Origin of the sequence: Streptomyces sp. NPDC001663 (assembly GCF_042893105.1) — a bacterium.
In the GTDB taxonomy this organism is placed as follows: domain Bacteria; phylum Actinomycetota; class Actinomycetes; order Streptomycetales; family Streptomycetaceae; genus Streptomyces.
Genome location: NZ_JBIAUR010000005.1, coordinates 248,246 through 274,597 on the forward strand (window position 1 = coordinate 248,246; position 26,352 = coordinate 274,597).

Consider the following 26,352-nt stretch of genomic DNA (forward strand, 5'->3'; position numbering starts at 1 on the left):
CGGCGCCGTAAACTCAAGGCCACGGACCGCTGCTCCCGTACATGGTGAGGAGGCCCTACAGATGCGTGCAACCGTGGGCGACCAGCTTGTCCAGCACGGCAGGGTGGTCGGACAGCACGACAAGGTCGGCGAGATCGTCGAAGTGATGGGCCAGGGGGGCAATCCTCCCTACCGCGTCCGCTTCGAGGACGGGCACACGGGGATCTGCTCCCCCGGCCCCGACACCGAGATCAGGCACAAGGAAACGCAGCAGTAGACCAGCCGGAGGATCAGCGCGGGGGCTTCGCCGGCTGCCGGTAGTGGTCGGCGACCACCCTCGCCATGGCCCCGATCCGGTCCGTCGCCACATCCTTGGCGGCGAAGAAGACATGCCCGCGCACCTGCGGGTACTGCTTGGCCAGGGTGAGGTGCCGGGAGAGTTCGGCCGGGTCCTGCCAGGCCGCGGGCTGCGCCGGGTCGCCCGCCTTGTACAGCGCCTCCCCCGCGTACACCTGCGTCGCGGTGCCCCGCGCCGCCTCCGCCCACCAGGGCAGCAGCTTGGCGTAGTCGGCGGCGGCGAGGCCGATGTTCCAGTAGATCTGCGGGCAGATGTAGTCGATCCAGTGCTCGCGCACCCACTTGCGGGTGTCCGCGTACAGGTCGTCGTACGTCTGCACACCCGCCCGTGTGTCGGAGCCGCGCGGGTCGGTCGCGGCGTTGCGCCAGACCCCGAAGGGGCTGATGCCGAAGCGCGCGGTCGGCCGGATCTTCTTGATGCGGGCGCCCATCTCGCACACCAGCCGGTCGATGTTGTCGCGGCGCCAGGCGGCCCGGTTCGGGAAGCCGCCGCCGTGGCGGTCGTAGGCCGCGTCGTCGTCGAAGGTCTGGCCGGCCACCGGGTAGGGGTAGAAGTAGTCGTCGAAGTGCACGCCGTCCATGGGGTACCTGCGCACCGCGTCGAGCATCGCTTCCTGGACGAAGGCGCGGACCTCGGGCAGCCCCGGGTTGTAGTAGAGCTTCCCGCCGTAGGGCACCACCCAGTCGGGGTGCAGGCGCGCGGGGTGCGAGGCGGCGAGTTTCGTCGGGTCCGGCTGGTTGGCGATGCGGTACGGGTTGAACCAGGCGTGCAGTTCCAGACCTCGGGCGTGTGCTTCCTCGACCGCCGTCTTCAGCGGATCCCAGCCGGGGTTCCTGCCCTGCGTGCCGGTGAGGTACTGCGACCACGGCTCGTACGGCGAGGGCCACAGCGCGTCGGCGGTCGGGCGCACCTGGAAGAACACGGCGTTGAGGCGGTTGCGCACCGCCACGTCGAGGTGGCCGATCAGTTCCGTACGCTGCTCGGCCGCGCTCAGGGCCGGGCGGGAGGGCCAGTCCCGGTTGGCCACCGTCGCCAGCCACATGCCCCGCATCTCGGTGATCGCCCGTCGGCGTCCCGGTTCGCCGCCCGCCATCGCCGCACTCGCCGCCACCGCACCGCCCCCCGCCGCGAGAGCCGACAGGGCCGTCACCGCGAACGCCCGCCGCGACAGCCGAGACCTCCGGTGCAGCATTCCCCTACCTCCATGAGCCGATACGCAGAGTCCGGTCGCGATTCTCGACCGGGACGACCTCCGGCGTCAGACTGCCACGCGGTACCCGAACGATCGATCAACGATCGCCGGAGGTAACGTGCAGGTTTGGAGCAGGCACCGAACCACGGGCGTCCTGCCGCATTCGTAGATCTGCGAAGGGGACGATGTGACCGACATCGAGCGCGTCGGAGTGGTCGGCTGCGGCCAGATGGGAGCGGGCATCGCCGAGGTGTGCGCCCGTGCCGGACTGGACGTGAAGGTCGCCGAGACCACCGGCGAGGCCCTGGAGATCGGCCGGACCAGGCTGCTCAACTCCCTGACCAAGGCGGCCGAGCGCGGCAAGATCAGCGACGAGGAGCGGGACGCGACGCAGGCGCGGCTGAGCTTCACCACCGACCTCGGCGAGTTCGCCGACCGCGACCTGGTGATCGAGGCCGTCGTGGAGAACGAGCAGGTGAAGACGGAGATCTTCCAGGTGCTCGACCAGGTGGTGACCCGCCCCGACGCCATCCTGGCCTCCAACACCTCCTCCATTCCGCTGGTGAAGCTCGCGGTCGCCACCTCGCGCCCGGACCACATCGTCGGCATCCACTTCTTCAACCCGGCCCCCGTGCAGAAGCTGGTCGAGCTGATCCCGGCGCTCACCACCTCCGAGGGCACCCTCAGCCGCGCCCAGGTCTTCGCCGAGAAGGTGCTCGGCAAGCACGCGATCCGCGCCCAGGACCGCTCCGGCTTCGTGGTCAACGCGCTGCTGGTGCCGTATCTGCTGTCCGCGATCCGCATGTTCGAGTCGGGCATCGCGGGCCGCGAGGACATCGACAACGGCATGGAGATGGGCTGCGCCCACCCGATGGGCCCGCTGAGGCTGTCCGACCTGATCGGCCTCGACACCATCGTCTCGATCGCCAACTCGATGTACGAGGAGTACAAGGAGCCCCTGTACGCCGCTCCCCCGCTGCTGCAGCGGATGGTCGACGCGGGCCGGCTCGGCCGGAAGTCCGGCTCGGGCTTCTACACCTACAGCTGACGCTTCAACAGGTCGGTGCACAGTGCCCGTTCCAGGGTGCTGGTTACACAGTGCGACCAACGCGGGCCCGGTACTCCCAGGAGTGCCGGGCCCGCGTCATTCACACACCGTGTGCGCGCCGGGCACGCATATGCCGCTCGCACACGCTCCCCATGCGTCCACCAGGCGAGTTGACTCTTCATGCGCATGCAACGGATGTGACGACTACGGAAAGGAGCGGACCCGTGACCGCCGACCCGGAGCATCCCGTGGTCCAAGGAGAACTCGCAGAGTTACGCCGCCGCCTCGATGTCGCCTACACGCGCGTCGAGGGAGGGCTGGCTCTGCTCACCCATCGCACGGAGGAGACCGACAAGGAAGTCGACGACCTGAGCGCACGCATCGTCGCCCTGGAGCACGCCCGTTGGCCATTGCCCGCGATAGCGACACTGACCGCGGTGGGCGCGCTCGTGGCAACGATATGGCAGGCCCTGGGCCACTAGGCCAAGGACCGGTTCGGCAGCGCCCGAAGGGGCGCGGGGAACTGCGCGACCAGCCACGACGGCGCCGCAGGGGACTCGCGACAGGTCGCGGCTCCACCAGCGGAGCGCCTACGCGTCCTGCCCGAGCCTCAGGTGGTGCAGGAGCAGTAACGCGGCCGCCATGTTGGCGGCCGGGACCTCGCCGCGGGCGACCATGTCGGGGACGAGTTTGAGGGGGACCCATTCCCGGCGGTCCGACTCGAAGTCGTCCACGGGGTGTCCGACGTACTCGCCCTCGTCGGCCCAGTAGATGTGGTGCCGGGCGTCGGTGAGCCCGTTGGACGGCTCGACGCTCATCAGGTGCTGCAGGGGTCCCGGTCGCCAGCCGGTCTCTTCCTCGAGTTCCCTGGCGGCCGCCACGGCGATGTCCTCGCCGTCCTCGACCACACCCGCGGCCAGTTCCCACCCCCAGCTGTCGGTGATGAAACGGTGGCGCCACAGGAGGAGGACTTCATTGGCCTCGTTCACCACCGTGGCCACGGCGACGGGCCGCAGCCGTATCAGAAAGTGGTCCAGGTGCCGCCCGTCCGGCAGTTCCACATCTGCCAGGTTGACGGTGAACCAGCGGTTTGCATACACCGTTTGTTCGTTCTGTTTCGTCCACTGCACGGTTCTGCCACCTTCCGTCGAGTAAGTGGCAATATCGCAGCAGGGACTGTGGGGCGTCGGCGCTCGGAAACCGGTCTACAGCGGTACGCGCAGTGCCCCGTCGATGAGTTCGGCCGCCTCGGCGGTGCCCGCGCAGCCGTTGCGCACCAGGTGCTCGCGCACCGCCCGGAGTCTGTCGCGCAGCCGCTGGGACTCCATTCCGCGGGCCTGTTCGGCCATCTGCACGGCGGTGGCCACGGCCTTGTCGGCGTTGCCCTGGCGCAGTTCGATCGTGCTGAGCATGGCGAGCCGGTGCACCCGGCCGCGGTCGTGGGCGGGATTTCCGACGGCGGCCGCGGCGTGCTCCCCCGCCGCCACGAGTTCGCCGAGGCTGAGCAGTGCCTCCGCCACCTGGACGTTGACCAACCCCGGCTGGACATAGCCGGTTTCGTCGGGTTCGTATCCGCGCCGGATGCGTTCGGCGGCCTGCTCGGCACGCCGGATGCAGGACAGGGCACTCGTGCCGTCGCCGAGGTGTGCGTACGCCTTGGCCTGCATCGCGTACAGGTCCGAGGCGAGCGCGGGGGTGATGTGCTTGCCGGCGGCGCGCAGCGCGGCCTCCGCGAAGGCGACCGCCTGCCGGTACTCCCGCATGAACAGCGACTGGTTGACCAGCAGGGCGATCACATACGCGCCAAGACCCCGGTCCCCGCTGGCCTTCGCGAGCCGCAGGGCCTGGTGGAAGTAGCGCTGGGCGAGCCCGTGCGCGTCGGAGTCGTACGCGCAGATGCCGGCGATCGCCACCAACCCGCCCGTGGCGCGGTGCAGTTGGCGGCCGGTGGCGTCGGTGTAGCTGCCGCGCAGCAGCGGGGCGGCCTCGGCGTTCAGGAACCCCACGATCCGCGTACGCGTCGCAATCCCACCCGCCTTCCGGTACATCTGCTCGTAGTGGGTACGGGCGGCGCGCAGCATCTCGAGGTCACCGTGGGTGACCCGGTGCCGGCCGCCGCGGGAGACGTCCACGTCCTCGGGCGGGTTCTCCCACTCCCACACGGGCATGACCGCGGGCGTGCCCGTCACCGCGGGCGCACCCAGGATGTGCGGGCGCTGCTGCTCGTCGGAGCGCCACAGCGCGGTGGCCCGCTCGACGAAGCCGGACAGGGACGTTCCGTGCGGGGTGGACGGCTCGCCGGGCACACCGAGGCCGATGTCGTCGAGCGTGACCGGCCGGTGCAGCCGCCCCGCAAGCACCTCGCAGATCAGGTCGGGCACCTGACCGCGCGGCCGCTGTCCCTTCAACCACCGCGCTACGGCGGTGTGTTCGTACCGGAGCGCGAGGCCGCGCGCCCGCCCCGCCTGATTGACGTGTGCTGCCAGCCCCGCATGCGAGATCCCGGCCTCGTCCAGGATCGCGTCGAGCAGAGTGTTGGGCTGCATATATGCCCCCCGGATGGCTCGGTGCCGTCAGAGTAGTGCGAACGCCTTCACACGGGGTGTGAACGGAGTGCTCGAATCCGCAGCGTGCGCGCACTGTCGCGGAGAGTTTCCAGCCGGTTGACTGAAATGCCTCGCAAGAGGCCGGCCGGGCCGCCGGCTCCCCCTCGTACAGTGCGGCGGCCCGAATCCGCGCCGTCCGCCCAGCTGCCTGCCCGACACTCCGTGGCGGGGCGGACGGCGCGCCGCGCAAAGACACCACACCCGAGGGGAACCCCGCCCAGACCACGCGGGAGCGCCGGGCGCACCGCGGGGGAGCGTGGCGCATCGCGGCCTCGACGTCACGTGAGGCGGTGCGCCCGGTGTCCGACCGGCTCGCCATGGGCCGGTACGACATGGCGGCGGTCGTTGCGCAGGACGAGCAGTGCGACGTCGTCGGCGGGCCTTCCCCCGGAGTGCCGCAGCAGCCCGGCGAAGACGGCGCGCAGCACCGACTGCGGACACACCGGCCCGCCGGCGACGGCCTCGGCCAGCATGGCGGCCAGGGGAAAGAACCGGCCACGTCCGTCACGGGCGTCCTCGACACCGTCCGTGTGCAGGAACAGCGCCTCGCCGGGCAGCAGTTGACCGCAGCGGACGGCGGTCAGCTCGGCGGGCAACGGGAACGGCCCGAGGGGAGGCAGCGGTTCGGCCCGGGCCAGCAGTTCGGCCCGGGCCGGCCCCAACAGATACGGCCAGGGGTGCCCGCAGTTGAGGGCGCGCATCTCGCCGTCCGACCGGATCTCCAGCAGCAGTACGGTGACGAACTCCTCGGCGACCGGGCTGTCCGGTTCGAGTCCGGCCGAGGGGTGTTCGCTGCGGGCCCGCTCGCGCAGATGGCGGGCCAGGGCGCGCTCCAGCCGCCGTAGCACATGGCCGAGTTCGGGCTCGTCGTGCACGGCCTCGCGGAAGCTGCCGAGCACTGCGGCGACGGTGCTGATGGCGGCCAGTCCGTGCCCGCGCACGTCACCCATCACGACCCGCACGCCGTGCTCGGTGGCGATCACCTCGTACAGGTCACCGCCGACGGTGGCGCCCCGGTCCGCGGAGAGCTGGGCGGCGGCGGTGTTCAGCCCGTCGATACGGGGAGGCAGCGGTCGCAGCAGCACGCTCTGGGCGGCACCCGCGACCTGCCGGGCCTCCCTGAGTTCACGCAGCAGCGCATGCCGGACGTGGAGTATCAGCCCGGTGCCCACGGCGAAGAAGACGGCGCTGGTGACGATGCGCGCCTCCAGCCCGTTCTGCCGGGCGAGCGGACAGGCCAGTTTGTACGTGATCGCCATGGCGCCCCACACGGTGGGCAGCCCCAGCGCGAGCACCCGGCGCAACGGCCGCCTCCCCGCACTGCGGGGAACCCCAGCCTTGATGCGGATCATGCCGATGGCCCCCCAATTAGGCCCCGAAAGCGCAATCGGACCGACCTCGAAAGGCCGGTCCGATTCTGTCGACCGCATGGCCGGATTGGGCCAGATCACCCGGACTTGTCACCCGAATGAGTGAGCACGCTCCGGACATCTGCATTTATGCAGGTGGGGGCATATGCGGGGAGCTCTAACCGCGCAGAACGGCCCCCGTACGCTCACCCGCCAGGGCAACGGCCGCATCCCGAGCCGCAGACGCCTCGTCAACGGTCAGCGTCCGGTCCCCGGCCCGGAACCGCAGCGCATAGGCCAGCGACTTCTTGCCCTCACCCAGCTGCTCGGCGTTGTCGTACACGTCGAACAGGCGGATCCCCTCGAGCAGTTCACCGGCACCCTCGCGCAGGGCGGCCTCCACGTCGGCATGCGGCACGAACGCGTCGACGACCAGCGCGACATCCTGCGTGGCCACCGGGAACGTCGAGATGCTCGGCGCCTGCGGGGTGTCGTTGCCGACCGCCTCCAGCACGTCCAGGTCGATCTCCATCGCACTGGTCCGCTCGGGCAGCCCGAGGGCCTTCACCACCCGCGGGTGCAGCTCGCCGGCATGGCCGACGACCGTCTCCGCCCCGTCGGCCACGACCACCAGCTCGGCGGTCCGACCGGGGTGCCAGGGCCCGTACTGCCCCTTGCGGACGACCAGTTCGGCACCGGCCTCCCGGGCAACCGTCCGCGCCGCCTCGACCGCGTCGGCCCAGTCGGCCGGACGGCCCTTGCCCCACCAGCCGGCCCGCTCGCGGGCGCCCGCGAGGACGACGGCGACATGGCGCGGCTGCTCGGGCAGCGCAGCGTCCAGCTCGGCGATCTCCTCGTCGGTGGGACGCCGGTCGACGGGCAGCGAGACGGCGGCCTTCTGCTCCTCGCGCGGGAGGAAGACCAGGCCGGTCTCGAACAGCGCCAGCTCGTGCGTGCCCCGGCCGTCGTTGCGCCGCAGGGCGGCGAGCAGACCCGGCAGCAGCGACGTACGGAGCGCGGGCTCCTCGTCGTTGAGCGGGTTGGTGAGCTTGACGACGCGGCGCTTGGGGTCGTCGGCCTCCAGCAGCAGCTGGTCGAAGACCTGCTCGCCGATGAAGGGGTAGTTCGGCGCCTCGACGTACCCGGCACCGGCCAGCGCCCGCCCGACGCGGCGGTGCAGCCGCTGCCGGTGGGTCAGGCCGCGGCCGGAGGGCAGCTTGGGCAGCGTGGAGGGCAGGTTCTCGTAGCCCTCGAGGCGGATGACCTCTTCGGCCAGGTCGTTGACGTCGTCCAGGTCGGGCCGCCAGGACGGCACGGTGACGATCAGCTCGTCCTGCCCGTACACGTCGCAGCCGACCTCCTGCAGCCGCCGTACGACGATCTCGCGGCCGTAGTCGACACCCGCCACCTTGTCCGGGTGGTTGGCCGGGACGGTGATGGTGTGCGGCGCGGACGGTGCGATCACCTCGGTGACACCGGCCTCGGCGGTGCCGCCGGCGAGCAGCACCAGCAGGTCGACGGTGCGCTGGGCGGCGGCGGAGGCGGCCTGCGGGTCGACGCCGCGCTCGAAGCGGCGGGACGCCTCGGAGGACAGCTTGTGCCGGCGGGCCGTACGCGCGATGGAGATCTGGTCGAAGTGCGCGGCCTCGATGACCACGTCGGTCGAGGCGTTGTCCACGTCGTCGTGGTCGGCGATCTCCGTGTTGGCGCCGCCCATGACGCCCGCGAGCCCGATCGGGCCGCGGTCGTCCGTGATCACCAGGTCCTCGGCGTGCAGCTTCCGCTCGACGCCGTCGAGGGTGACGATCTTCTCGCCCTCGGCCGCGCGGCGGACGCCGATCGTGCCCTGGACCAGGTTGCGGTCGTAGGCGTGCAGCGGCTGGCCGAGCTCCATCATCACGTAGTTGGTGACGTCGACGGCGAGCGAGATCGGGCGCATGCCGACCTTCTGCAGCCGGCGCTGCAGCCAGAGCGGGGAGCGCGCCTCGGGGCTCAGACCGGTGACCGTACGCGCGGTGAAGCGGTCGCAGCCGAGCGGGTCGGAGACCTGGACCGGGTAGCCGTACGCGTTCGGGCCGGGGACGTCGAGGAGCGCCGGGTCGCGCAGCGGCAGGCCGTAGGCGATGGCGGTCTCGCGGGCGACGCCGCGGATGGACAGGCAGTCGCCGCGGTTGGCGGTGACGGCGATGTCGAGGACCTCGTCGACCAGTTCGAGCAGCTCGATGGCGTCCTTGCCGACCTCGGACTCCGGCGGCAGCACGATGATGCCCTTGGTGCCGTCGTCGCCCATGCCCAGCTCGTCGCTGGAGCAGATCATGCCGTGGGACGTCTTGCCGTACGTCTTGCGCGCGGAGATCGAGAAGCCGCCCGGCAGGGTGGCGCCGGGCAGGACCACGACGACCTTGTCGCCGACGGCGAAGTTCCGGGCGCCGCAGACGATCTCCTGCGGCTCACCCGTGCCGTTGGCCTGACCGACGTCGACGGTGCAGAAGCGGATCGGCTTCTTGAACTCCGTCAGCTCCTCGATCGTCAGCACCTGGCCGACGACGAGCGGCCCCTTCAGGTCGGCACCGAGGTGCTCGACGGTCTCGACCTCGAGGCCCGCCGAGATGAGCTTGGCCTGGACGTCACGACCGGTCTGAGTCGCCGGCAGGTCGACGTACTCCCGCAGCCAGGAAAGCGGGACCCGCATCAGATCTCCATCCCGAACGGCCGGGTGAACCGGACGTCACCCTCGACCATGTCTCGCATGTCTTCGACGTTGTGGCGGAACATCAGCATCCGTTCGATGCCGAACCCGAAGGCGAATCCGCTGTACTTCTCGGGGTCCACGCCACAGGCGGTGAGCACCCGCGGGTTGACCATGCCGCAGCCGCCGAGCTCGATCCAGCCCTCGGAGGAGCAGGTGCGGCAGGGGCGGTCGGGGTTGCCGACGGACTCGCCGCGGCAGACGTAGCAGACCATGTCCATCTCGGCGGACGGCTCGGTGAACGGGAAGAAGTTCGGCCTGAGCCGGGTCTTCATGTCCGCGCCGAACAGGGACTGGACCATGTGGTCGAGGGTGCCCTTGAGGTCGGCCATGGTCAGGCCCTCGTCGACGGCCAGCAGCTCGACCTGGCGGAAGACCGGGGTGTGCGTGGCGTCCAGCTCGTCGGTGCGGTAGACGACGCCGGGACAGATCACGTACACCGGCAGCTCGCGGTCGAGCAGGGAGCGGATCTGCACGGGCGAGGTGTGGGTGCGCAGCACGACGCCGGACTCGGTGCCGCCGTCCGGGCCCTCGATGAAGAAGGTGTCGGCCTCACCACGGGCCGGGTGGTCCGGGCCGATGTTCAGGGCGTCGAAGTTGAACCACTCGGCCTCGACCTGCGGACCCTCGGCGACCTCGTAGCCCATGGCGACGAAGACGTCCTCGATGCGCTCGGAGAGCGTGGTCAGGGGGTGGCGGGCGCCGGCCGGTACGCGGTCGTACGGCAGCGTGACGTCCACCGACTCCTCGACCAGCACGCGCGCGTCGCGCTCGGCCTCGAGCTCGGTCTGGCGGGCTGCAAGCGCCTTGTTCACGGCGCCGCGGGCCTGGCCGACGAGCTTTCCGGCGGCTGCCTTGGCGTGCGGGGGCAGGGCGCCGATCTCGCGGTTGGCGAGGGCCAGCGGGGAGGTGCCCCCGGTGTGGGCGACCTTGGCCTCCTGGAGCGCGTCGAGGGAGCTCGCTGCGGCAAAGGCGGCGAGCGCCTCGTCCCGCATGCGCTCGATCTCTTCCGGTTTCAAGGCCTCGACCTCTACCGGGTCGTACGACTTATTCGGTGCCGACATCTCTTCCCGTGCTTCCGATTGGCTGGCTGAAGGTCCCCGTCACCGACTCACGCAGAGGTCAGAGGGCCGTCCATGGGACACAAAGGTGCCAAAGGCCGAGTCTAACGGGGTGGAGGTATACGAATGCGCCCGTGGCCCGTCAGGCGAGATACGCCGGCGCCGCCACGGGCAACGTAAATCGGAACTCGGCGCCGCCCTGGGGGGCGCGGCCGACCGTGATGGTGCCGCCGTGGGCCTCGACGATGCCCTTGACGATGTAGAGCCCGAGGCCCGTGCCGCCGCGCTTGCTGCCCCGCCAGAAGCGGGTGAAGACGCGGTTCATGGACTCCTCCGGGATGCCTGGCCCCTCGTCGCTCACCGTGACCGACGTACCGGCGTCCTCGTCTTCGCGCGGGGACGCCGTGGCCGTGACGTCAATCGTGACGGTTCCCTCGCCGTGCCGCACCGCATTTTCCAGCAGGTTGCTGAGCACCTGGTCGACCTTGTCGGGGTCGGCCCACAGGTCCGGCAGCGGCTGCTCGATGCGCAGCAGGAACCGGTCGGCGGGCTGCCCGGCGGCGACGTACGCCTGGATGTGCCGTCCGACGGCCGCGCCGATGTCGACGGGCTGGCGCCTGACCTCCAGCCGCCCGCTGTCGATCCGTGAGATGTCCAGCAGCTCGGCGATGAGCCGGGTGACCCGGTCGGCGTCGGCGTCGACCGTCTCCAGCATCAGCCGCTTCTGGTCGTCGGTGAACCGTTCCCACTTGGCGAGCAGCGTGGCGGTGAAGCCCTTGACGGAGGTCAGCGGCGAGCGCAGTTCGTGGGCCACCGTCGCTATCAGCTCGGCATGGCTGCGCTCGGTGCGGCGCCGGGCCTCGGTGTCGCGGAGGGACACGACGACGCGGCGGACGGGCCCGGTGGGCTCGCCGCGCACATACCTCGCGGACACGAGAACCTCCCGGCCGCCGGGCAGCAGGAGGTTCCGCTCGGGCTGACGCACACGAATGGCCAGCCCGCCGTAGGGGTCGGTCAGCTGCCACCAGCGCCGCCCCTCCAGGTCCTCTAACGGCAGCGCCTTCTCCAGCCGCTGCCCGAGGGCGTCCTGGGCGGAGACGGCGGTGATGCGCTCGGCGGCGGCGTTGAAGCAGATGACGTGGCCGTGCTCGTCGGCGACGACGAGACCGTCGGGCAGCTCGTCGGGGTCGATGCCGAGCTCGGCGAGATCGCCGTGCCGGGGCGCGGGCGTCCGGTGCACGTCCCGTGCGCCCCGTGCCCTGCTCGTGCCGACACTCATCCCCGTACCCCACCTCTCAGACGGCGCAGGTGGCCCCCGAGCTGGTCACCCTACTAGCTCTCGGTGACGGAGCGGCACCCTCCGGAGGCGCGCTGTGCACGGGCCGACGCATAGAGACATACGGCGGCCGCGGTGGCGAGGTTCAGGCTCTCGGCCTTCCCGTGGATCGGCACGCGCACGACGGCGTCCGCCAGCGCGCGGGTCTCCTCCGGAAGCCCCCACGCCTCGTTCCCGAACACCCAGGCGGTCGGCCCGCCCATGGTCCCCTTGTCGAGCTCGTCGTCGAGGTCGTCGGTCCCGGCCCCGTCGGCGGCGAGGATCCGGACACCGGCACCCTTGAGCCCTGCCACCGCCTGCTCGACGGGCACGCCGACGGCGACGGGCAGATGGAACAGCGAACCCACGGAGGCCCGTACGGCCTTGGGGTTGTAGAGATCGACGGACGCGTCGGTGAGTACGACGGCCTCGGCGCCGGCGGCATCGGCGCACCGCAGCACGGTCCCGGCGTTCCCGGGGTCCCGGACGTTCGCGAGTACGGCGACGAGCTTGGGCCGGGCGGCGAGGATCTCCTCGAAGGGCGTGTCGAGGAACCGGCAGATCCCGACGAGCCCCTGCGGCGTGACGGTCGTCGAGATGTCGGCGATCACGTCGTCAGCGGCGAGATGAATCCGGGCGCCGACGGCTCGCGCCTCCCCGATGATGTCGGCGTACCGCTCCGCGGCCTCGACGGTGGCGAACAGCTCGACCAGTGTGTCCTCGTACGCCGCCGCCTCCCGCACGGCCTGCGGCCCCTCGGCCAGGAACAGCCGCTCCTTGCCCCGGAAGTTCCGCCGGGCGAGCCGCCGGGCGGCGGAGACGCGGGGGGACCGGGGAGAGATCAGCTCGGGGCTGGCGGAGGGCATGGGGTTCACCTTCGGAAGCTCAGGAAACAGCGGACCCGCAGGCTTCGTCAGCCTGCGGGTCCCTCATGTCACGTCGGCTCTGGGCCAGCGTCGACGTCACGCCGCCTTCGGGGCGTTGACGTCGGCCGGAAGGGCCTTCTGCGCGACCTCGACCAGCGCGGCGAACGCCGTGGCGTCGTTGACGGCCAGCTCGGCCAGGATCTTGCGGTCGACCTCGACGTTCGCGGCCTTCAGACCCTGGATGAAGCGGTTGTACGTGATGCCGTTGGCGCGGGCAGCGGCGTTGATGCGCTGGATCCACAGCTGGCGGAAGTCACCCTTGCGCTTCTTGCGGTCGTTGTAGTTGTAGACCAGCGAGTGGGTGACCTGCTCCTTGGCCTTGCGGTACAGGCGCGAACGCTGACCGCGGTAGCCGGAGGCCTGCTCGAGGATCGCCCGGCGCTTCTTGTGGGCGTTGACTGCCCGCTTGACGCGTGCCACTTGTTTAACTCCTTGTAGCGGGGCCGTGGTTGGACTCACACGGCCCGGAATCGATTGGGTCCCGGTCCAGACGTACGGCGCTCAGTCAGGGCGCCGCGTACGTCACTTGCCGAGAAGCTTCTTGATCTTCGCGGCGTCGCCCGGGGCCATCTCGGCGTTGCCGGTGAGGCGACGCGTGCGGCGGGACGACTTGTGCTCGAGCAGGTGGCGCTTGCCGGCGCGCTCACGGAGCACCTTGCCGGAGCCGGTGATCTTGAAGCGCTTGCTGGCACCGCTGTGCGACTTGTTCTTCGGCATAGCGCCGTTCTCTCCTCGTCGGTGGCGTTCCGGTGCCCGGTCGTGAAACCGGGCACGGTGGAACGTCGCTGTTGTATCGGGTACGTCCTTGGGGACTTGCGCCCCCGTGGATCACGCCTCGGCGGAAGCCTCGGCAGGCGCCTCGGACTCCTCCACGACGCTGTCGGCGTCCGCGGCGTTCTGCGACTTGCCGGGGTTCGCCTTCGCGGACGCCTTGCGGGCCTCCTGCGCCTGGCGGGCCTCGGCCATCGCCTCGGTCTTCTTCTTGTGCGGACCGAGAACCATGATCATGTTTCGGCCGTCCTGCTTCGGGTTCGACTCCACGAAACCGAGGTCCTGGACGTCCTCCGCGAGCCGCTGCAGCAGTCGGTAGCCCAGCTCGGGCCGGGACTGCTCGCGACCACGGAACATGATCGTGATCTTGACCTTGTCGCCCTGCTTGAGGAACCGGACGACGTGACCCTTCTTGGTGTCATAGTCGTGCGGGTCGATCTTCGGCCGGAGCTTCATCTCCTTGATGACCGTGTGCGCCTGGTTCTTGCGCGCCTCACGGGCCTTCATGGCCGACTCGTACTTGAACTTCCCGTAGTCCATGAGCTTGCACACGGGCGGACGGGCGTTCGCCGCGACCTCGACCAGGTCCAGGTCGTACTCCTGCGCAAGCTCCAGTGCCTTGGCCAGCGGGACGATGCCCACCTGCTCGCCACTGGGACCGACAAGTCGCACCTCGGGAACGCGAATCCGGTCGTTGATGCGGGGCTCGGCGCTGATGGATCCTCCTCGGTTAGCACCACACGGCGGTCTGGCGGACAGCCGCGTTTGTCTCTTTTCGACAGACCTAACCGCGCCGAAGCACAAAAAATGCCCCGGACGATCACAGGCGGGGCTCCAAAACACTGCCGGAGCACCGCCGCGATCTCGCGGGGCGCGCTTTCGGGCGACTCCATCGTCCGTACGGAACGATGGTGGCCGCCTGACCGGGGTGACCCGCCGTCCCGGAGGACAGTCGGGTGGGAGATCGGAGCCTCCACTTGTGGGCCGGTCACACCGATCTTGCTTTGGGCGTGTCCAGCCGGTCGTCACACAAGGTTAGCAGCTGCCCGGGGGTGGTGCGAACCGTCGTGCACCGGGGCCTATCGTGTGGGGCATGAGTGACACCCCTCCTGAGTCCACCGAATCGTCCGAGGCTCCCGACTTCGACGAGATGACCCGCGACATCGCGGAGGTCCCCGCGGTCGAGGTGATCGTGACGGTCGCCGTCAATCTGATGAGCGCCGCCGCCGTGAAGCTCGGTCTGACCGAGGAGGGCGACAAGTACAAGGACCTGGACGAGGCCCGCAAGCTGGTGCACGCCCTCGCGGGCCTGCTGGACGCGTCCGCGACCGAGATCAGCTCCTTCCACGCGGCCCCGCTGCGCGACGGCCTGAAGTCGCTGCAGCTGGCGTTCCGCGAGGCGTCGATCGTCCCGGACGAACCGGGCCAGGGCCCCGGCGAGAAGTACACCGGCCCGATCTACGGCTAGTCCCCACTCGTTTCGTTCCTACGACGGGTTCATCCCCGTACGTACAAGGGCTCGCCCGGCGGCGTCGCCCCGGCCGGCAGCAGTGCCAGGTCGAGGCCGCGCAGCAGGCGGGCCCTCAGCGTTTCGTCGGCGGCGAGCCGCTCGGCGACCGCGCGGGCGGCCTCGGCGGGAGCGGCCGCCGGATCGAGTACGAGGGCGAGGGTGCCGTCGGCCTGCCCCGGCCCGAGGTGGGCGCTCAGCACGGCGGGCTCGGCGGCGACGGCGGTGCGCACCGCCTCCCGTACCGCAGGGTCGGCGAGCGGGTCGGTCGTCGTACGGCCCTCGGCGAGCGCGAGCAGCGCGGGTCCCGTCAGCTCGAAGGGCACCGGCCCGGCCATGTCCAGCACCACCGTGTCCGCCTTCTCGTGCGCGGCGGCCTGCAGGGCCTGGTGCAGGGGTACGGCGACGGGGCGGGCCGCCGGGTCCCAGCGGGCCAGCGAGTCGGTGGACGTGAAGGCCGGCAGGGCGGTGCGGGATCCGGCCCTGAGGGTCGGGACGGCCATGTCGCTGGTCTTCTCGCGGCGCAGTCCGTTCTCGTCCTCCTCGACCTCGCCGAGCACGGCCACCACGGGGACGAGCAGCCGGGCGCCCGTGAGCGCCTCCAGGACGGGGCCCACGGCGGTGCGGTCCTCGGCCCAGGCGGTGAGCGCGGCGCTCAGCCGGGGGTCGGCGGAGCCGTCGTCGTCGGAGAAGCCGGAGTCGGGAATGTTCTTGTTCGCCACGGTCACCGACCCTATAGGGGGGATGCTGCTGGGCTTGTGCGGCCCCGGAAACCGCTTGTTCACGGGCTTCACGGCTTTCTCAGATTTCCCTGACACACATCTAACTTCCCTCTAACGGCGCACACAGTCGGCGCCCCGAGCATCGCGGGCATGGAGTCCTCCAGAGCCCGCCGAAGCCGCCGCTCTCGTCCCTCCCGGACGCGCCACCTGCTCTACACCGCACTTGCGGTGATCGCCGTCGTGGGCGGTACGGCGGCCGGGACCGTGTATGTGAAGGCCCAGGCGCACTCGGGTGCGAGCCCCGTATCGTCGTCGGCGTCGGCCTCCACCTCGGCCACGGCCGACGGGGAGGAATCGGTGGAACCCGTGGCGGAGCCGACGGTGGACTACGACGCGCTGCTGGCCGAGGCGATGGAGTCGGTGTCCGTCGCGGGCAAGGCGGAGGTGTCGGTGGCGGTGCTGGACCTGGACTCCGGCGACAGCGCCTCTTACGGAGACGGTGCCTTCGACACCGCGAGCATCGTCAAGGTCGACATCCTGGCGACGCTGCTGCTGCAGGCGCAGGACGACGGCCGGCGTCTGACGGCGACCGAGAAGTCGTACGCCACCACGATGATCGAGAACAGCGACAACACAGCCGCGTCCGCGCTGTGGCGGACCATCGGCAAGGCGGAGGGGCTCGAGGCCGCGAACAAGCGGTTCGGACTCACCGACACCGAGGGCGGCGACGACATGCTGTGGGGGCTGACCCAGACCACCGCCGCCGATCAACTGACCCTGCTGCAGCAGGTGTTCGGGGACGACTCGGAGCTGAGCGAGGCCTCGCGGACGTATCTGCAGGGGCTGATGAAGCAGATCGAGGCCGACCAGCACTGGGGGGTGTCGGCGGCGGCCGACGGCTCGAAGTGGGCGCTGAAGAACGGCTGGCTGGACCGCAGCACCACGGGTCTGTGGGACATCAACAGCATCGGGCGGGTGACGGCCGACGGGCGCGACTGTCTGGTGGCGGTGCTGTCGAAGGGCAACTCGACGCAGGCGAAGGGGATTTCGCTGGTCGAGAAGGCGGCGAAGGCGGCGGTTTCGGTATTCGCCGGGGACGCCTCGTCCTCGACGTCCGCATCCGCGACCCCGTCCTCCTCAGCCTCGTAGCAGCCTGCTGAATCCCGCCTGCAGGGTGTGCTGCGTGACGGTGCCTCCGCCGAGGTACTCGGCCTTCTCACGGAGCCGGTCCACGACGGCGGGGCCCGGGTCGCCGTACACGTCGATGGATCTCATGCGGACGAGCGCGCCGAACGCGCGGAACTTCGGTCCGCCGAGTTGCAGGTGCAGCTCCAGCGACGCGGCGTCGGGGTGGACGGCCACCGTGGTCATCGTGGACCCCGCCCGGTCGATGTAGAAGTGGTAGGAGATGAGCCGAGGTTCGCGGTTCTCGACGAACTCGGCCAGGTCGCGCATCCCGGTACGGACGTCCGCGAGCCTGCCCTCGCGGATGTCCGAGCGGTCGACGTAGAAGATGGGTTCCGCCATGGCGCCCCAACGTAGCGCCCGTCCCCGGGCCCGGCCGCCGGGCGCGCGGCCGTCTCCTCGGCCTTCCCCCGATGCGCCGATCCACGCGGGCGCTGCGGGGTGCGGAAGGCGTCAGAAGTCGTCGTAGCGCGGTCGTCGGCCGCGCCACAGGACGACCGCCACGACGAGCAGCACCCCGCCGAAGCCGCCCGCGAGCGGCGCGGCCCAACTGCTGGTGTCGTCGTCGGACTTGGCGGTGTCCGGGCCGGAGCCGAAGTACTTCTCGCCGTACGACGCCACCTGCAGGCCCTCCGGCTTGAGGCGGCCGGCCGCCTTGATGGCGGCCGCCGGGTCGATGAAGCCGAAGCCGCGGGAGTCGTCGCGGCCGCCGACGGGGGCGTTGCGGGCGGTGTCCTCGAGGAGCTGCTTGATCTGGGCGGGGGTCAGCCCGGAGTGGGCGGCCTTGATGAGGGCGACCGCGCCCGAGACGAACGCCGAGGCCGCGCTGGTCCCCCAGCCCTCGTAGTACTTGTGGTCGGGGTCGGCGATGACGATCTTGTCGCCGGGGGCACTGACCGTGGAGTACCAGCGCCGGGTGGAGAACGAGGCGCGGGTGCCGTAGCGGTCGACGGCGGTCGCGGCGATGACGCCCGGGTAGGCGGCCGGATAGGAGACGTGGTCGCCCTTGTCGCCGCCGTTGCCGGCCGAGGCGACGACGACCACGTTCTTCTTCAGGGCGTACTGGACGGCCTCGTCCTCGGCGGGTTCGGGGTGGGCGGAGGCGGAGTCGTCGCCGAGGGAGAGGTTGATGACGTCGGCGCCGTGGTCGGCGGCCCAGCGGATGCCCTCGGCGAGGGCGTTGCCGCGGGTGGAGCGGGCCTTGCCGCGGGCCGAGTCGCCGTCCTCGAGGATCACGCGGACGGGCAGGATCTTCGCCTCGGGGGCGATGCCCATGACGCCGTCGGCGTTGCCGGGGCCATGTCCGTGGCCGGCGATGATGCCGGCCATGGCGGTGCCGTGCCGGGCCCAGGCCCGCTGCCCCTGCTTCGCCCCGAAGCCGATCATGTCCTTGGCGGGCAGCACGTTGCCGTCGAGGTCGGGGTGGTCGGCCTCGACGCCGGTGTCCAGGACGGCGACGGTGATGCCCTTGCCCTTGGTGGTCTGCCAGGCCTGCTGGGTGTGCATGGCGTCCAGGGCCCACTGCTGGGCGCGGATGCCGTCGGCGTGCGCGGCGGTGGGCGGGACGAGGGCGACGGAGGCGGCGAGCAGGACGCCCAGCGTTCCGATCCGACGACGGCTGTGGCTGCGGCGCTTCACGAGGGCTGCTCCGTGGGCGACGAGGTGACGTCTTTCCTGAGGGCCCGCTCGATGCGGTCGGCGAGGCCCTGGGCCTCGTTGCCGAGGCCCGCCTGGGCGGGGGCCGTGGTGGCGCCGGACTGCATGGCCTGTTCGGCGGGTTGCGGGGTGTCGACGGTCCGGCCGTCGGCCCAGCCGGAGACGGAGTAGACGACGACGGGGGCGTCGGTGAGGACGGAGACGGTCCACGAGGCGCGCTGCTTGGTGCCGAAGCGGGCGGCGACGGTGTCCTTCGCTGCGTACGTGCGGGGCATGAGGTCGGTGCGGTCGCCGAGGTCCTCGCTCCGGAAGCGTTTGGCGAGGGCTTTCATCGTGGTGGCGTCGGCCTTGGTGAAGAGCAGTCCGACGGTCGTGACGAAGCTCTGGGTGGCGTCGGTGTAGGTGGCGCGGAGCAGCCGCCGGCAGCCGACGGGGGCGAGGGCCTTCTTCAGCAGCGGGTCGAAGGCGTCCTTGCAGCCGCTGTCCGGTGCGACGGCGACGCGCGTCCAGGTCCGGTCGGCGCCGCCGGGTCCGGCACCGCTGCCCTCCACGGTCTGCGGGAACAGCCGGTCCACGGGCACGCTGTGCCACAGGCTCCCGGCCGTGGCGAACTTGTCGCGGGTACCGCCGTCCTCCGAGTCCCCGACCAGCCAACTCCCGGTCACGGCCCCGCCGATGAGCCCCAGCCCGAGCACGATGCACGCGGCGACGGCAGCGGTGCGCGACCGCACCCGCCCGCCGAGCGGCCGGGGCCGGGCCTGCTCGTCGTACCCCTCGGGCTCCCCGAACGACACGACGGGCCGCCCGGCCCCGAGCGTCCCACCGGACAGGGTCGGGGCACTCCAGGAGAGCGCCGGGTCCGGTACGACGACTCCGGAGCCGAGGGGGGCGTCCGGGGGGCCGTCCGGCCTGGCGGGCGCGTCCGCCGGGGCGGGGCGACGCGGCGGATCGGCGGGCGGGGAGGTCGGGCGCGGGGGTGCCGCGGGAGGCGTGGCGGGACCCGGACGGGCCTCGGGCATCGGCGGAACGGCCGAGCCGGGGCGGCGGACGGGTTCGGCGGACGAGGGGGCCCGGGGTGGCGTGGTCGTCCCAGGACGCCGTACCGGATCGGAGGCCGGGCTGTCCGCGGGGACCGGGCGCAGCCGGGTGGTGGTTTCCTGCACGGTCTCGGCCGGGGCGTCCGGGCGGTGGCTCGGGCGGGGCGGCACGCCGGTGCCCGACCGGTTCGCACCCCCATTGCCGGCCGCCGGAGGAGCGTCGGGGAAGCGGGCCGAGGCCTGCGGCGGGGGCGGCGTCAGCGGGGAGGTGTCCCCGGCGAAGGGCGCGCGCAGCCGCGGGAAGCGGGGCGGGGTGTCCGGGGAGCCGGAAGGGGAACGGTCGGCCTCGGGCTTGGCGCCATGCGTGGAGGAGGCGCCCGATTCCTGCCGGTGGAGCGAGGAGTTCGCGTCCGTCACGCCGCCGCGTCCCGAAGACGAACGCCCCTCGGACCGGGGACCGCCGCGAGGCGACGAGTCCGCGTCGACCCCGTCCTCGGCGCCTCCGCCGACGCCCTTGGACGCCGGGCGGTGCCCGAAGGCCTCGAAGCGTTCGGTCTCGCGCCAGGGCGACCAGGCGGGGGCGGAAGGGTCCGCGGTCGCCGCACGGTCGGTGGTCGTGCCGTTCGTCGCAGCCGGGCGCCCCGTGTCCGTCGAAACGCTCCCCGCCGAAGCTGCGTGGTCCGCGGTGGTGTCGCCGTGCGTCGAGGCCTCCGTGGTCGTACCCGTCGTGCCGGGTCTGTCCGCGCCGTCCTCGCCCGTCGCCGGCGGGTGAGGTGGCCGTGGTGGGTGCGTCGGGCGCGGAGGGGTGGAGGCATGCTGCGCTTCCGTGCTCATGCACCCCCCGTTTCCTCGCGCCCGGGCCGTCTACCTGTACGCGGGCCGTCGTCCTTGTGCTCAATCGGTCGACGCCGGGCCCTTCCCGTCCCGGACACGCATACCCGTACGAACGGTCCGGCATCCGGTGCACGGGCTGCCGCCGACGTCGTTCCGCCGTACGTGCGCGTCACTCTACGGGTTGCCCCTGTCGGAACGGGAACCAGTCCACGAGCCCGGGGCATCTGCCCGGAACGTCCCCCTACCCTGCGGTAATCCAGTCTGGCAGGCTTCGTTCATGACTGCGCGCGCCGCCGACCGGGCCCGTTACGACCGGGCCACCGCCCATCTCGAAGCCCCTCTCGCGATCGTGGACCTGGATGCCTTCGACGCCAACGCGGACGATCTCGTCCGCCGCGCGGCGGGCAAGCCGATCCGTGTCGCCAGCAAGTCCGTACGCTGCCGGGCCCTGCTGGAGCGGGTGCTCGCGAAGGACGGCTTCGCGGGCATCATGTCCTTCACCCTCGCCGAGTCCCTGTGGCTGGCGCGCGGCGGCTTCGACGACGTCCTGCTCGCCTATCCGTCCGCGGACCGCGCCGCGTTCGCCGAGCTGGCCTCCGACCCCAAGCTCGCCGCCGCGGTCACCGTCATGATCGACGACCCGGCGCAGCTGCGGCTGATCGACGAGGCCCGCGAGGGCGGTCGTGAAGTCATCCGTGTCTGCCTGGAGTTGGACACCTCGCTGAAGCTGCTCGGCGGACGCGTGCGCGTCGGCGCGCGGCGCTCGCCGCTGCACTCCCCCGCCCAGGTCGCCGACCTGGCCCGGGCCGTGGCGCGGCGGCCGGGGTTCAAGGTCGTGGGGATCATGGCGTACGAGGGTCACATCGCCGGCGTCGGCGACTCCGTCGCGGGCCAGCCCCTCCGGTCGCGTGCGGTACGGCTGATGCAGGCCACCGCGCGCCGGGAGCTCGCCGAGCGGCGCGGCGAGGTCGTGCGTGCGGTGCGGGCCGTCGTACCGGATCTGGAGTTCGTCAACGGCGGCGGCACCGGCAGTGTGCAGCACACCGCCGCCGAGGACGCCGTCACCGAGATCGGCGCCGGGTCCGGGCTGTACGTGCCGCGGCTGTTCGACAACTACACGTCGTTCAGCGGCCGTCCGGCGGCCCTCTTCGCCCAGCCCGTCGTACGGCGGCCGGGCGTCGGGGTCGTGACGGTCCTCGGCGGCGGATACCCCGCCTCCGGTGCGCCCGGGCGCGACCGGCTGCCCGTCCCGTACCTGCCCGAGGGGCTGCGCTACGACCCCCAGGAGGGGCCCGGCGAGGTGCAGACGCCGCTGCTCGGCTCGCCCGCGGACGACCTGCTGATCGGCGACAAGGTGTGGTTCCGGCACGCCAAGGCCGGTGAGCTGTGCGAGCGGTTCGACGTGCTGCAGCTGGTCGAGGGGGACGCCGTGACGGCGACCGTCCCGACGTACCGCGGCGAGGGCCACACGTTCCTCTAGGGCTGGTCCGTCGGGCCGATGCTGCTGCCCACGCCGCCGCCCGTGGACGCGTCGTCGACGGATCGGATGCCCCTGGTGATCCGGTCCATGTCGGCGAGCGGCGGGCCGTCCTCGCCCACGTCGAAGACGAAGCGGACGACCACCGGCGCCTCGGTGCCGACGCTGGAGGGGAAGGCGAGCGACTCGACGTAACCGCCGGGCCCCTTGGCCGTCTTGACCCGCCAGCGGACGAAGTACCCGGCGCGGCCCGCCACCGCGATCTGGCCGGACTCGACCTGCTGGTGGGACTCGATCCCGCCGAACGGTCGGCGGCCGACGCGGTCGCGGTCGTAGGCCGCGTCGGCCGCGTCCGGGATGTCCTGCTCGGCGAGCTTCCTCGGGGAGCTCTCGTCGTTCTCGGTCGCCGTGCGCGTGATGACGAGGCCGTGCCGGCAGACGCCGGAGTCGCCCGGGCAGTCGTAGGTGCCGTCCGTGGTCATGACGACGTCGTGCTCGCTGACGTACTTCGGCCGGACCCAGCCGTCGAGCAACGGCAGTGTGATGCCGTTGAGTTGGTCCACGACGACGGACGGGTCGTCGGCGGACGGTTCTGAGGTGGACGCCGAAGGCGAGGGGCTGTCGGTCGTCGGTGCGGCGGTGGCGGTGACCGGGTTCGGCACGGTCTGGACGTCCGCGCCCCCGTCGTCGTCCTTGCCGAGATAGACCGCTCCGGTGACGATCGCGGCGACGAGCACGACCCCGGCGGTGGTGAGCGCGACGACCTTGGCACGACCGGAACCGCCGCCCCCGGAAGGCGGCGGTCCGGGGGCCTCCGGCGCGCTCCAGTGCTCGGTCCAGGCGGTGCCGTCCCACCATCGCTGCAGGTGGGGGGCCGACGGATCGGGGTACCAACCGGGCGGGGGCGACATGCTCATTCCGGCACTCTAGGGCGGTCCCCGAAGCTCGTGGTCCGCTTCGCGCCTACAGGGGTGTGACGTACGCGCCCGCGATTCCGCCGTCCACCAGGAAGTCGGTGGCGTTGACGAAGGAGGAGTCGTCGCTGGCCAGGAAGGCGACGGCGGCGGCGATCTCCTCGGCCTCGGCGAAGCGGCCGACCGGGATGTGGACCAGGCGGCGGGCGGCCCGCTCCGGGTCCTTCGCGAACAGCTCCTGCAGGAGCGGGGTGTTGACCGGCCCGGGGCAGAGGGCGTTCACGCGGATGCCCTCGCGGGCGAACTGCACGCCCAGTTCGCGGGACATGGCGAGGACGCCGCCCTTGGACGCCGTATACGAGATCTGGGACGTGGCCGCACCCATCCTCGCCACGAAGGACGCCGTGTTGATGATGGAACCCTTGCCCTGCTGCCGCATGTAGGGGATCGCGGCCTTGCAGCACAGGTAGACGGAGGTGAGGTTGACCTCCTGGACGCGCTTCCAGGCCTCCAGGCCGGTCTCCAGGATGGAGTCGTCGTCGGGCGGCGAGATGCCCGCGTTGTTGAAGGCGATGTCGACGCTGCCGTAGGTGTCGAAGGCCGTCTTGAAGAGGGCCTCGACCTGCTCGGGGTCGGTGACGTCGACCTTGACGAAGATCCCGCCGACCTCGTCGGCGGCGGCCTTGCCACGGGCCTCGTCGACGTCGCCGCAGACGACGTGCGCGCCCTCGGAGGCGAGCCGGCGCGCGGTGGCGAGGCCGATGCCGCTGCCGGCTCCGGTGATGACGGCGGTGCGGCCGACGAGCCGCCGGCAAATGTTCTCTGCGGACGATGCGGTCACTGTGCGGGGCCTTCCGTGCTGATGAAGACGTTCTTGGTTTCGGTGAAGGCGGTCAGGGCGTCCGGGCCGAGCTCGCGGCCGATGCCGGACTGCTTGAAGCCGCCGAATGGAGTCCAGTAGCGGACGCTGGAGTGGGAGTTGACGGACAGGTTGCCCGCGCGGACGGCCTGCGAGACGCGCAGGGCGCGGCCGACGTCCCGGGTCCAGATGGAGCCGGAGAGGCCGTAGTCGGTGGCGTTGGCGAGCGCCACGGCCTCCGCCTCGTCCTCGAAGGGAAGGACCACGGCGACCGGGCCGAAGACCTCCTCGACGGCCACGCGCGCGTGCGCCTCGACGCCGGTGAGGACGGTGGGCGGGAACCAGAAGCCGGGGCCCTCGGGGGCCTTGCCGCGGATGCCGGGCGCGTCGGCGTCGACGTACGAACGCACGCGGTCCAGCTGGACCTTGGAGATCAGCGGGCCCATGTCCGTCTGCTCGTCGGCCGGGTCGCCGACCGTCACCGCCTCGATCGCGGGGCTCAGCAGCTCCAGGAACCGGTCGTGGGCGCCGCGCTGGACGAGGATACGGGTGCGGGCGCAGCAGTCCTGGCCGGAGTTGTCGAGGAAGGACATCGGGGCGGCGGCCGCGGCCGCTTCGAGGTCGGCGTCCGCGAAGACGATGTTGGGGCTCTTGCCGCCGAGTTCGAGGGTGACGCGCTTGAGCAGCGCCGAGCCCTTCGCCAACACCTGTTTGCCCACGGCCGTTGACCCCGTGAACACGATCTTCGCGACGCCCGGGTGCTCGACGAGCGCGTTGCCCGCGACGGGGCCGTGACCGGGGAGCACCTGGAACAGGCCTTCGGGCAGGCCCGCCTCCAGGGCGAGTTCGGCCAGCCGCAGTGCGGTCAGCGGGGTCGTCTCGGCGGGCTTGAGGAGGACGGCGTTGCCGGCCGCGAGCGCGGGAGCCGTGCCCCAGGCGGCGATCGGCATCGGGAAGTTCCAGGGCGCGATGACGCCGACCACGCCCAGCGGTTCGAGGATCGTGACGTCGAGGCCGCCGGCCACCGGGATCTGCCGTCCCGTCAGCCGCTCCACTCCCCCGGCCGCGTAGTCCAGCAGGTCGCGCACATTGCCGGCCTCCCAGCGGGCGTTGCCGATGGTGTGGCCGGCCTCGCGGACCTCCAACCGGGCCAGTTCTTCCAGGTGTTCGTCGACCTTCGCCGCGAACCGGCGCAGCAGCCGGGCTCGGTCGGCGGGCGGGAGTGCGGCCCACTTCGCCTGTGCCGCCGCGGCTCGTACGACGGCGGTGTCGACGTCGGCCTCGGTGGCGGCGGGGACGGTGGCGACGACCTCCTCGGTGGCGGGGTTCAGTACTTCCAGCGCGTACTCGGCAGACAACAGGGGCCTCACATGCGTTCGAAGGAGCGGCGCAGCTCCCAGTCGGTGACCGCGGCGTCGAAGGCCTCGAGCTCGACGCGCGCCATGTTGCGGTAGTGCGCGACGACCTCGTCGCCGAAGGCGGCCTTGGCGATCGGGCTGTTCTCCCAGAGCTCGGCGGCCTCGCGCAGAGTGGTCGGGACGTGCTCGTACTCGGCGGTGTACGCGTTCCCCGCACAGGGCTCGGGCAGCTCCAGCTTCTGCTCGATGCCGTGCAGCCCGGCCGCGACCAGCCCGGCCACGGCGAGGTGCGGGTTGACGTCACCGCCGGGCAGCCGGTTCTCGAAGCGCAGCGAGCGGCCGTGGCCGACGACCCGCAGCGCGCAGGTGCGGTTGTCGTAGCCCCAGGCGACGGCGGTCGGCGCGAACGAACCCGGTTGGAACCGCTTGTAGGAGTTGATGTTGGGGGCGTAGAGCAGCGAGAAGTCCCGCAGGGCGGCGAGCTGTCCGGCGAGGAAGTGGCGCATGACGTCCGACATACCGCCCTCGCCGTCCCCCGGCATGGCGTTGTTGCCGGCCGCGTCCGCGAGGGAGAGGTGGATGTGGCAGGAGTTGCCCTCGCGCTCGTTGTACTTGGCCATGAAGGTGATCGACACGCCCTCCTGGGCGGCGATCTCCTTGGTGCCGGTCTTGTAGATCGCGTGCTGGTCGCAGGTGACCAGGGCGTCGTCGTACCGGAAGGCGATCTCGTGCTGGCCGGGGTTGCACTCGCCCTTGGCGGACTCCACGGTCAGCCCCGCGCCCGCCATCTCGTTGCGGATGCGGCGCAGCAGGGGCTCGATCCGCCCGGTCCCGAGCACCGAGTAGTCGATGTTGTACTGGTTGGCCGGCGTCAGCCCTCTGTAGTTGGCGTCCCAAGCCTGCTCGTAGGTGTCCTTGAAGACGATGAACTCCAGCTCCGTGCCCACCTTGGCGGTGAAGCCGTGCTCGGCGAGGCGGTCCAGCTGGCGGCGCAGGATCTGCCGCGGGGCGGCGACCACGGGCGTTCCGTCGTTCCAGGCGAGGTCGGCGATGAGCATGGCCGTACCGGCGTTCCAGGGCACGCGGCGCAGGGTGCGCAGGTCCGGGTGCATGGCGAAGTCGCCGTAGCCGCGGTCCCAGGACGACATGGCGTAGCCGTCGACGGTGTTCATCTCGGTGTCGACGGCGAGGAGGTAGTTGCAGCCCTCGGTGCCGTGGTGGAGGACCTCGTCGAGGAAGAAACGTGCGGCGAACCGCTTGCCCTGGAGCCGCCCTTGCATGTCGGGGAAGGCCAGGACGACAGTGTCGATCTCACCGCTGGCGACGAGGGCGTGGAGCTCCTCGACGCTCAGCGGGGGTGTGCGGTCTGCCACGAGAGCGCTCCTTCAGCTTCTGCGCGTTTTTTCGGCCGGGCCTGAAGCCATAAGGTATTTCGGAGAACCATTGCTT

24 protein-coding genes and 1 pseudogene are annotated in these 26,352 nt (G+C 71.4%); 6 read left to right on the plus strand and 19 right to left on the minus strand.

What is annotated here, in order from left to right; all coding sequences use genetic code 11:
• The first annotated feature begins 61 nt into the window (after positions 1 to 61).
• On the plus strand, positions 62 to 256 hold the full coding sequence (locus tag ACFY1L_RS18095) for a DUF1918 domain-containing protein (protein WP_388824519.1): 195 nt from the start codon (positions 62 to 64) through the stop codon (positions 254 to 256).
• Positions 257 to 269: 13 nt separating this feature from the next.
• Here the strand turns inward: ACFY1L_RS18095 and ACFY1L_RS18100 are convergent, their stop codons facing one another.
• Positions 270 to 1,529: a glycoside hydrolase family 10 protein gene (locus tag ACFY1L_RS18100; protein WP_388824522.1), complete on the minus strand. Its 1,260-nt coding sequence runs from the start codon at positions 1,527 to 1,529 to the stop codon at positions 270 to 272.
• A gap of 187 nt (positions 1,530 to 1,716) precedes the next feature.
• Here ACFY1L_RS18100 and ACFY1L_RS18105 point away from each other — a divergent pair, with 187 nt between their 5' ends.
• Complete coding sequence (locus tag ACFY1L_RS18105) at positions 1,717 to 2,577, plus strand: 3-hydroxybutyryl-CoA dehydrogenase (protein ID WP_388824525.1); 861 nt, start codon at positions 1,717 to 1,719, stop codon at positions 2,575 to 2,577.
• Positions 2,578 to 2,801: 224 nt separating this feature from the next.
• A complete protein-coding gene (locus ACFY1L_RS18110) occupies positions 2,802 to 3,059 on the plus strand; it encodes a hypothetical protein (protein WP_388824528.1) in 258 nt (85 codons plus the stop codon).
• Between the two features lie 108 nt (positions 3,060 to 3,167).
• On the opposite strand, the gene ACFY1L_RS18115 is transcribed toward ACFY1L_RS18110, so the two are convergent.
• The 10 genes and pseudogenes from ACFY1L_RS18115 to infC form a co-directional block, all read right to left on the minus strand.
• Positions 3,168 to 3,707 carry an NUDIX hydrolase gene (locus tag ACFY1L_RS18115; protein WP_030945812.1) on the minus strand — a complete coding sequence of 180 codons (540 nt, stop codon included), beginning with the start codon at positions 3,705 to 3,707 and terminating at the stop codon, positions 3,168 to 3,170.
• Positions 3,708 to 3,782: 75 nt separating this feature from the next.
• Entirely contained in the window at positions 3,783 to 5,123 is a 1,341-nt protein-coding gene (locus tag ACFY1L_RS18120) for a transcriptional regulator (RefSeq protein WP_361259708.1), read from the minus strand.
• Positions 5,124 to 5,461: 338 nt separating this feature from the next.
• Complete coding sequence (locus tag ACFY1L_RS18125; protein WP_388824532.1) at positions 5,462 to 6,535, minus strand: PP2C family protein-serine/threonine phosphatase; 1,074 nt, start codon at positions 6,533 to 6,535, stop codon at positions 5,462 to 5,464.
• Between the two features lie 175 nt (positions 6,536 to 6,710).
• Entirely contained in the window at positions 6,711 to 9,224 is a 2,514-nt protein-coding gene (gene pheT / locus ACFY1L_RS18130) for a phenylalanine--tRNA ligase subunit beta (protein WP_388824535.1), read from the minus strand.
• Positions 9,224 to 10,345: a phenylalanine--tRNA ligase subunit alpha gene (gene pheS / locus ACFY1L_RS18135; protein ID WP_388824538.1), complete on the minus strand. Its 1,122-nt coding sequence runs from the start codon at positions 10,343 to 10,345 to the stop codon at positions 9,224 to 9,226. Before pheS ends, pheT begins: the two co-directional genes overlap by 1 nt.
• Positions 10,346 to 10,484: 139 nt before the next feature.
• Complete coding sequence (locus ACFY1L_RS18140; RefSeq protein ID WP_388824541.1) at positions 10,485 to 11,621, minus strand: ATP-binding protein; 1,137 nt, start codon at positions 11,619 to 11,621, stop codon at positions 10,485 to 10,487.
• Positions 11,622 to 11,674: 53 nt separating this feature from the next.
• Positions 11,675 to 12,523 (minus strand): TrmH family RNA methyltransferase, encoded by an 849-nt coding sequence (locus tag ACFY1L_RS18145; protein ID WP_388824544.1) that lies wholly within the window; start codon positions 12,521 to 12,523, stop codon positions 11,675 to 11,677.
• A gap of 96 nt (positions 12,524 to 12,619) precedes the next feature.
• On the minus strand, positions 12,620 to 13,003 hold the full coding sequence (rplT, locus tag ACFY1L_RS18150; RefSeq protein WP_004933571.1) for a 50S ribosomal protein L20: 384 nt from the start codon (positions 13,001 to 13,003) through the stop codon (positions 12,620 to 12,622).
• 102 nt (positions 13,004 to 13,105) lie between these two features.
• Positions 13,106 to 13,300, minus strand: a complete 195-nt coding sequence (gene rpmI, locus ACFY1L_RS18155; RefSeq protein WP_388824547.1) for a 50S ribosomal protein L35 — start codon at positions 13,298 to 13,300, stop codon at positions 13,106 to 13,108.
• A gap of 111 nt (positions 13,301 to 13,411) precedes the next feature.
• A pseudogene (gene infC, locus ACFY1L_RS18160) lies at positions 13,412 to 14,096 on the minus strand (translation initiation factor IF-3).
• Positions 14,097 to 14,447: 351 nt separating this feature from the next.
• Here infC and ACFY1L_RS18165 point away from each other — a divergent pair.
• Positions 14,448 to 14,822, plus strand: a complete 375-nt coding sequence (locus ACFY1L_RS18165; protein ID WP_361259721.1) for a DUF1844 domain-containing protein — start codon at positions 14,448 to 14,450, stop codon at positions 14,820 to 14,822.
• Positions 14,823 to 14,851: 29 nt separating this feature from the next.
• On the opposite strand, the gene ACFY1L_RS18170 is transcribed toward ACFY1L_RS18165, so the two are convergent.
• Positions 14,852 to 15,583 (minus strand): SseB family protein, encoded by a 732-nt coding sequence (locus ACFY1L_RS18170; RefSeq protein ID WP_388824550.1) that lies wholly within the window; start codon positions 15,581 to 15,583, stop codon positions 14,852 to 14,854.
• A gap of 150 nt (positions 15,584 to 15,733) precedes the next feature.
• Between ACFY1L_RS18170 and ACFY1L_RS18175 the strand changes: the two genes are divergently transcribed.
• Positions 15,734 to 16,732 (plus strand): serine hydrolase, encoded by a 999-nt coding sequence (locus ACFY1L_RS18175; protein ID WP_388824553.1) that lies wholly within the window; start codon positions 15,734 to 15,736, stop codon positions 16,730 to 16,732.
• Here the strand turns inward: ACFY1L_RS18175 and ACFY1L_RS18180 are convergent.
• From ACFY1L_RS18180 to ACFY1L_RS18190, 3 genes are all read right to left on the minus strand, one after another.
• A complete protein-coding gene (locus tag ACFY1L_RS18180; protein WP_388824556.1) occupies positions 16,721 to 17,110 on the minus strand; it encodes a hypothetical protein in 390 nt (129 codons plus the stop codon). The genes ACFY1L_RS18175 and ACFY1L_RS18180 overlap by 12 nt on opposite strands.
• A gap of 111 nt (positions 17,111 to 17,221) precedes the next feature.
• Positions 17,222 to 18,406, minus strand: a complete 1,185-nt coding sequence (gene mycP, locus ACFY1L_RS18185; protein WP_388824559.1) for a type VII secretion-associated serine protease mycosin — start codon at positions 18,404 to 18,406, stop codon at positions 17,222 to 17,224.
• Positions 18,403 to 20,295, minus strand: coding sequence for a hypothetical protein (locus tag ACFY1L_RS18190; RefSeq protein WP_388824562.1), 1,893 nt, complete (start codon positions 20,293 to 20,295; stop codon positions 18,403 to 18,405). Before ACFY1L_RS18190 ends, mycP begins: the two co-directional genes overlap by 4 nt.
• 277 nt (positions 20,296 to 20,572) lie before the next feature.
• On the opposite strand from ACFY1L_RS18190, the gene ACFY1L_RS18195 reads away from it, so the two are divergent.
• Positions 20,573 to 21,775, plus strand: a complete 1,203-nt coding sequence (locus ACFY1L_RS18195; protein ID WP_388824565.1) for an amino acid deaminase/aldolase — start codon at positions 20,573 to 20,575, stop codon at positions 21,773 to 21,775.
• Here ACFY1L_RS18195 and ACFY1L_RS18200 read toward each other — a convergent pair.
• From ACFY1L_RS18200 to ACFY1L_RS18215, 4 genes are read right to left on the minus strand one after another with little or no spacing between them, the layout of a single operon-like run.
• The gene (locus tag ACFY1L_RS18200; protein WP_388825390.1) at positions 21,772 to 22,683 is read right to left on the minus strand and encodes a DUF2510 domain-containing protein; all 912 of its coding nucleotides are present in this window, start codon (positions 22,681 to 22,683) and stop codon (positions 21,772 to 21,774) included. The genes ACFY1L_RS18195 and ACFY1L_RS18200 overlap by 4 nt on opposite strands.
• A gap of 52 nt (positions 22,684 to 22,735) precedes the next feature.
• Positions 22,736 to 23,527 carry a 3-oxoacyl-ACP reductase gene (locus tag ACFY1L_RS18205; protein ID WP_388824568.1) on the minus strand — a complete coding sequence of 264 codons (792 nt, stop codon included), beginning with the start codon at positions 23,525 to 23,527 and terminating at the stop codon, positions 22,736 to 22,738.
• Positions 23,524 to 24,903, minus strand: coding sequence for an aldehyde dehydrogenase family protein (locus ACFY1L_RS18210; RefSeq protein WP_388824571.1), 1,380 nt, complete (start codon positions 24,901 to 24,903; stop codon positions 23,524 to 23,526). Before ACFY1L_RS18210 ends, ACFY1L_RS18205 begins: the two co-directional genes overlap by 4 nt.
• A gap of 8 nt (positions 24,904 to 24,911) precedes the next feature.
• Positions 24,912 to 26,276, minus strand: a complete 1,365-nt coding sequence (locus ACFY1L_RS18215; RefSeq protein ID WP_361259739.1) for a glutamine synthetase family protein — start codon at positions 26,274 to 26,276, stop codon at positions 24,912 to 24,914.
• Positions 26,277 to 26,352: the final 76 nt, after the last annotated feature.

Coding starts and splice junctions, on each gene's coding strand:
- ACFY1L_RS18095 (WP_388824519.1), top strand. CDS start 62: ATGCGTGCAACCGTGGGCGACCAGCTTGTCCAGCACGGCAGGGTGGTC.
- ACFY1L_RS18200 (WP_388825390.1), bottom strand. CDS start 22,683: ATGTCGCCCCCGCCCGGTTGGTACCCCGATCCGTCGGCCCCCCACCTG.
- ACFY1L_RS18195 (WP_388824565.1), top strand. CDS start 20,573: ATGACTGCGCGCGCCGCCGACCGGGCCCGTTACGACCGGGCCACCGCC.
- pheS (WP_388824538.1), bottom strand. CDS start 10,345: ATGTCGGCACCGAATAAGTCGTACGACCCGGTAGAGGTCGAGGCCTTG.
- ACFY1L_RS18140 (WP_388824541.1), bottom strand. CDS start 11,621: ATGAGTGTCGGCACGAGCAGGGCACGGGGCGCACGGGACGTGCACCGG.
- pheT (WP_388824535.1), bottom strand. CDS start 9,224: ATGCGGGTCCCGCTTTCCTGGCTGCGGGAGTACGTCGACCTGCCGGCG.
- ACFY1L_RS18100 (WP_388824522.1), bottom strand. CDS start 1,529: ATGCTGCACCGGAGGTCTCGGCTGTCGCGGCGGGCGTTCGCGGTGACG.
- ACFY1L_RS18165 (WP_361259721.1), top strand. CDS start 14,448: ATGAGTGACACCCCTCCTGAGTCCACCGAATCGTCCGAGGCTCCCGAC.
- ACFY1L_RS18175 (WP_388824553.1), top strand. CDS start 15,734: ATGGAGTCCTCCAGAGCCCGCCGAAGCCGCCGCTCTCGTCCCTCCCGG.
- ACFY1L_RS18125 (WP_388824532.1), bottom strand. CDS start 6,535: ATGATCCGCATCAAGGCTGGGGTTCCCCGCAGTGCGGGGAGGCGGCCG.
- ACFY1L_RS18120 (WP_361259708.1), bottom strand. CDS start 5,123: ATGCAGCCCAACACTCTGCTCGACGCGATCCTGGACGAGGCCGGGATC.
- rpmI (WP_388824547.1), bottom strand. CDS start 13,300: ATGCCGAAGAACAAGTCGCACAGCGGTGCCAGCAAGCGCTTCAAGATC.
- ACFY1L_RS18180 (WP_388824556.1), bottom strand. CDS start 17,110: ATGGCGGAACCCATCTTCTACGTCGACCGCTCGGACATCCGCGAGGGC.
- ACFY1L_RS18190 (WP_388824562.1), bottom strand. CDS start 20,295: ATGAGCACGGAAGCGCAGCATGCCTCCACCCCTCCGCGCCCGACGCAC.
- ACFY1L_RS18145 (WP_388824544.1), bottom strand. CDS start 12,523: ATGCCCTCCGCCAGCCCCGAGCTGATCTCTCCCCGGTCCCCCCGCGTC.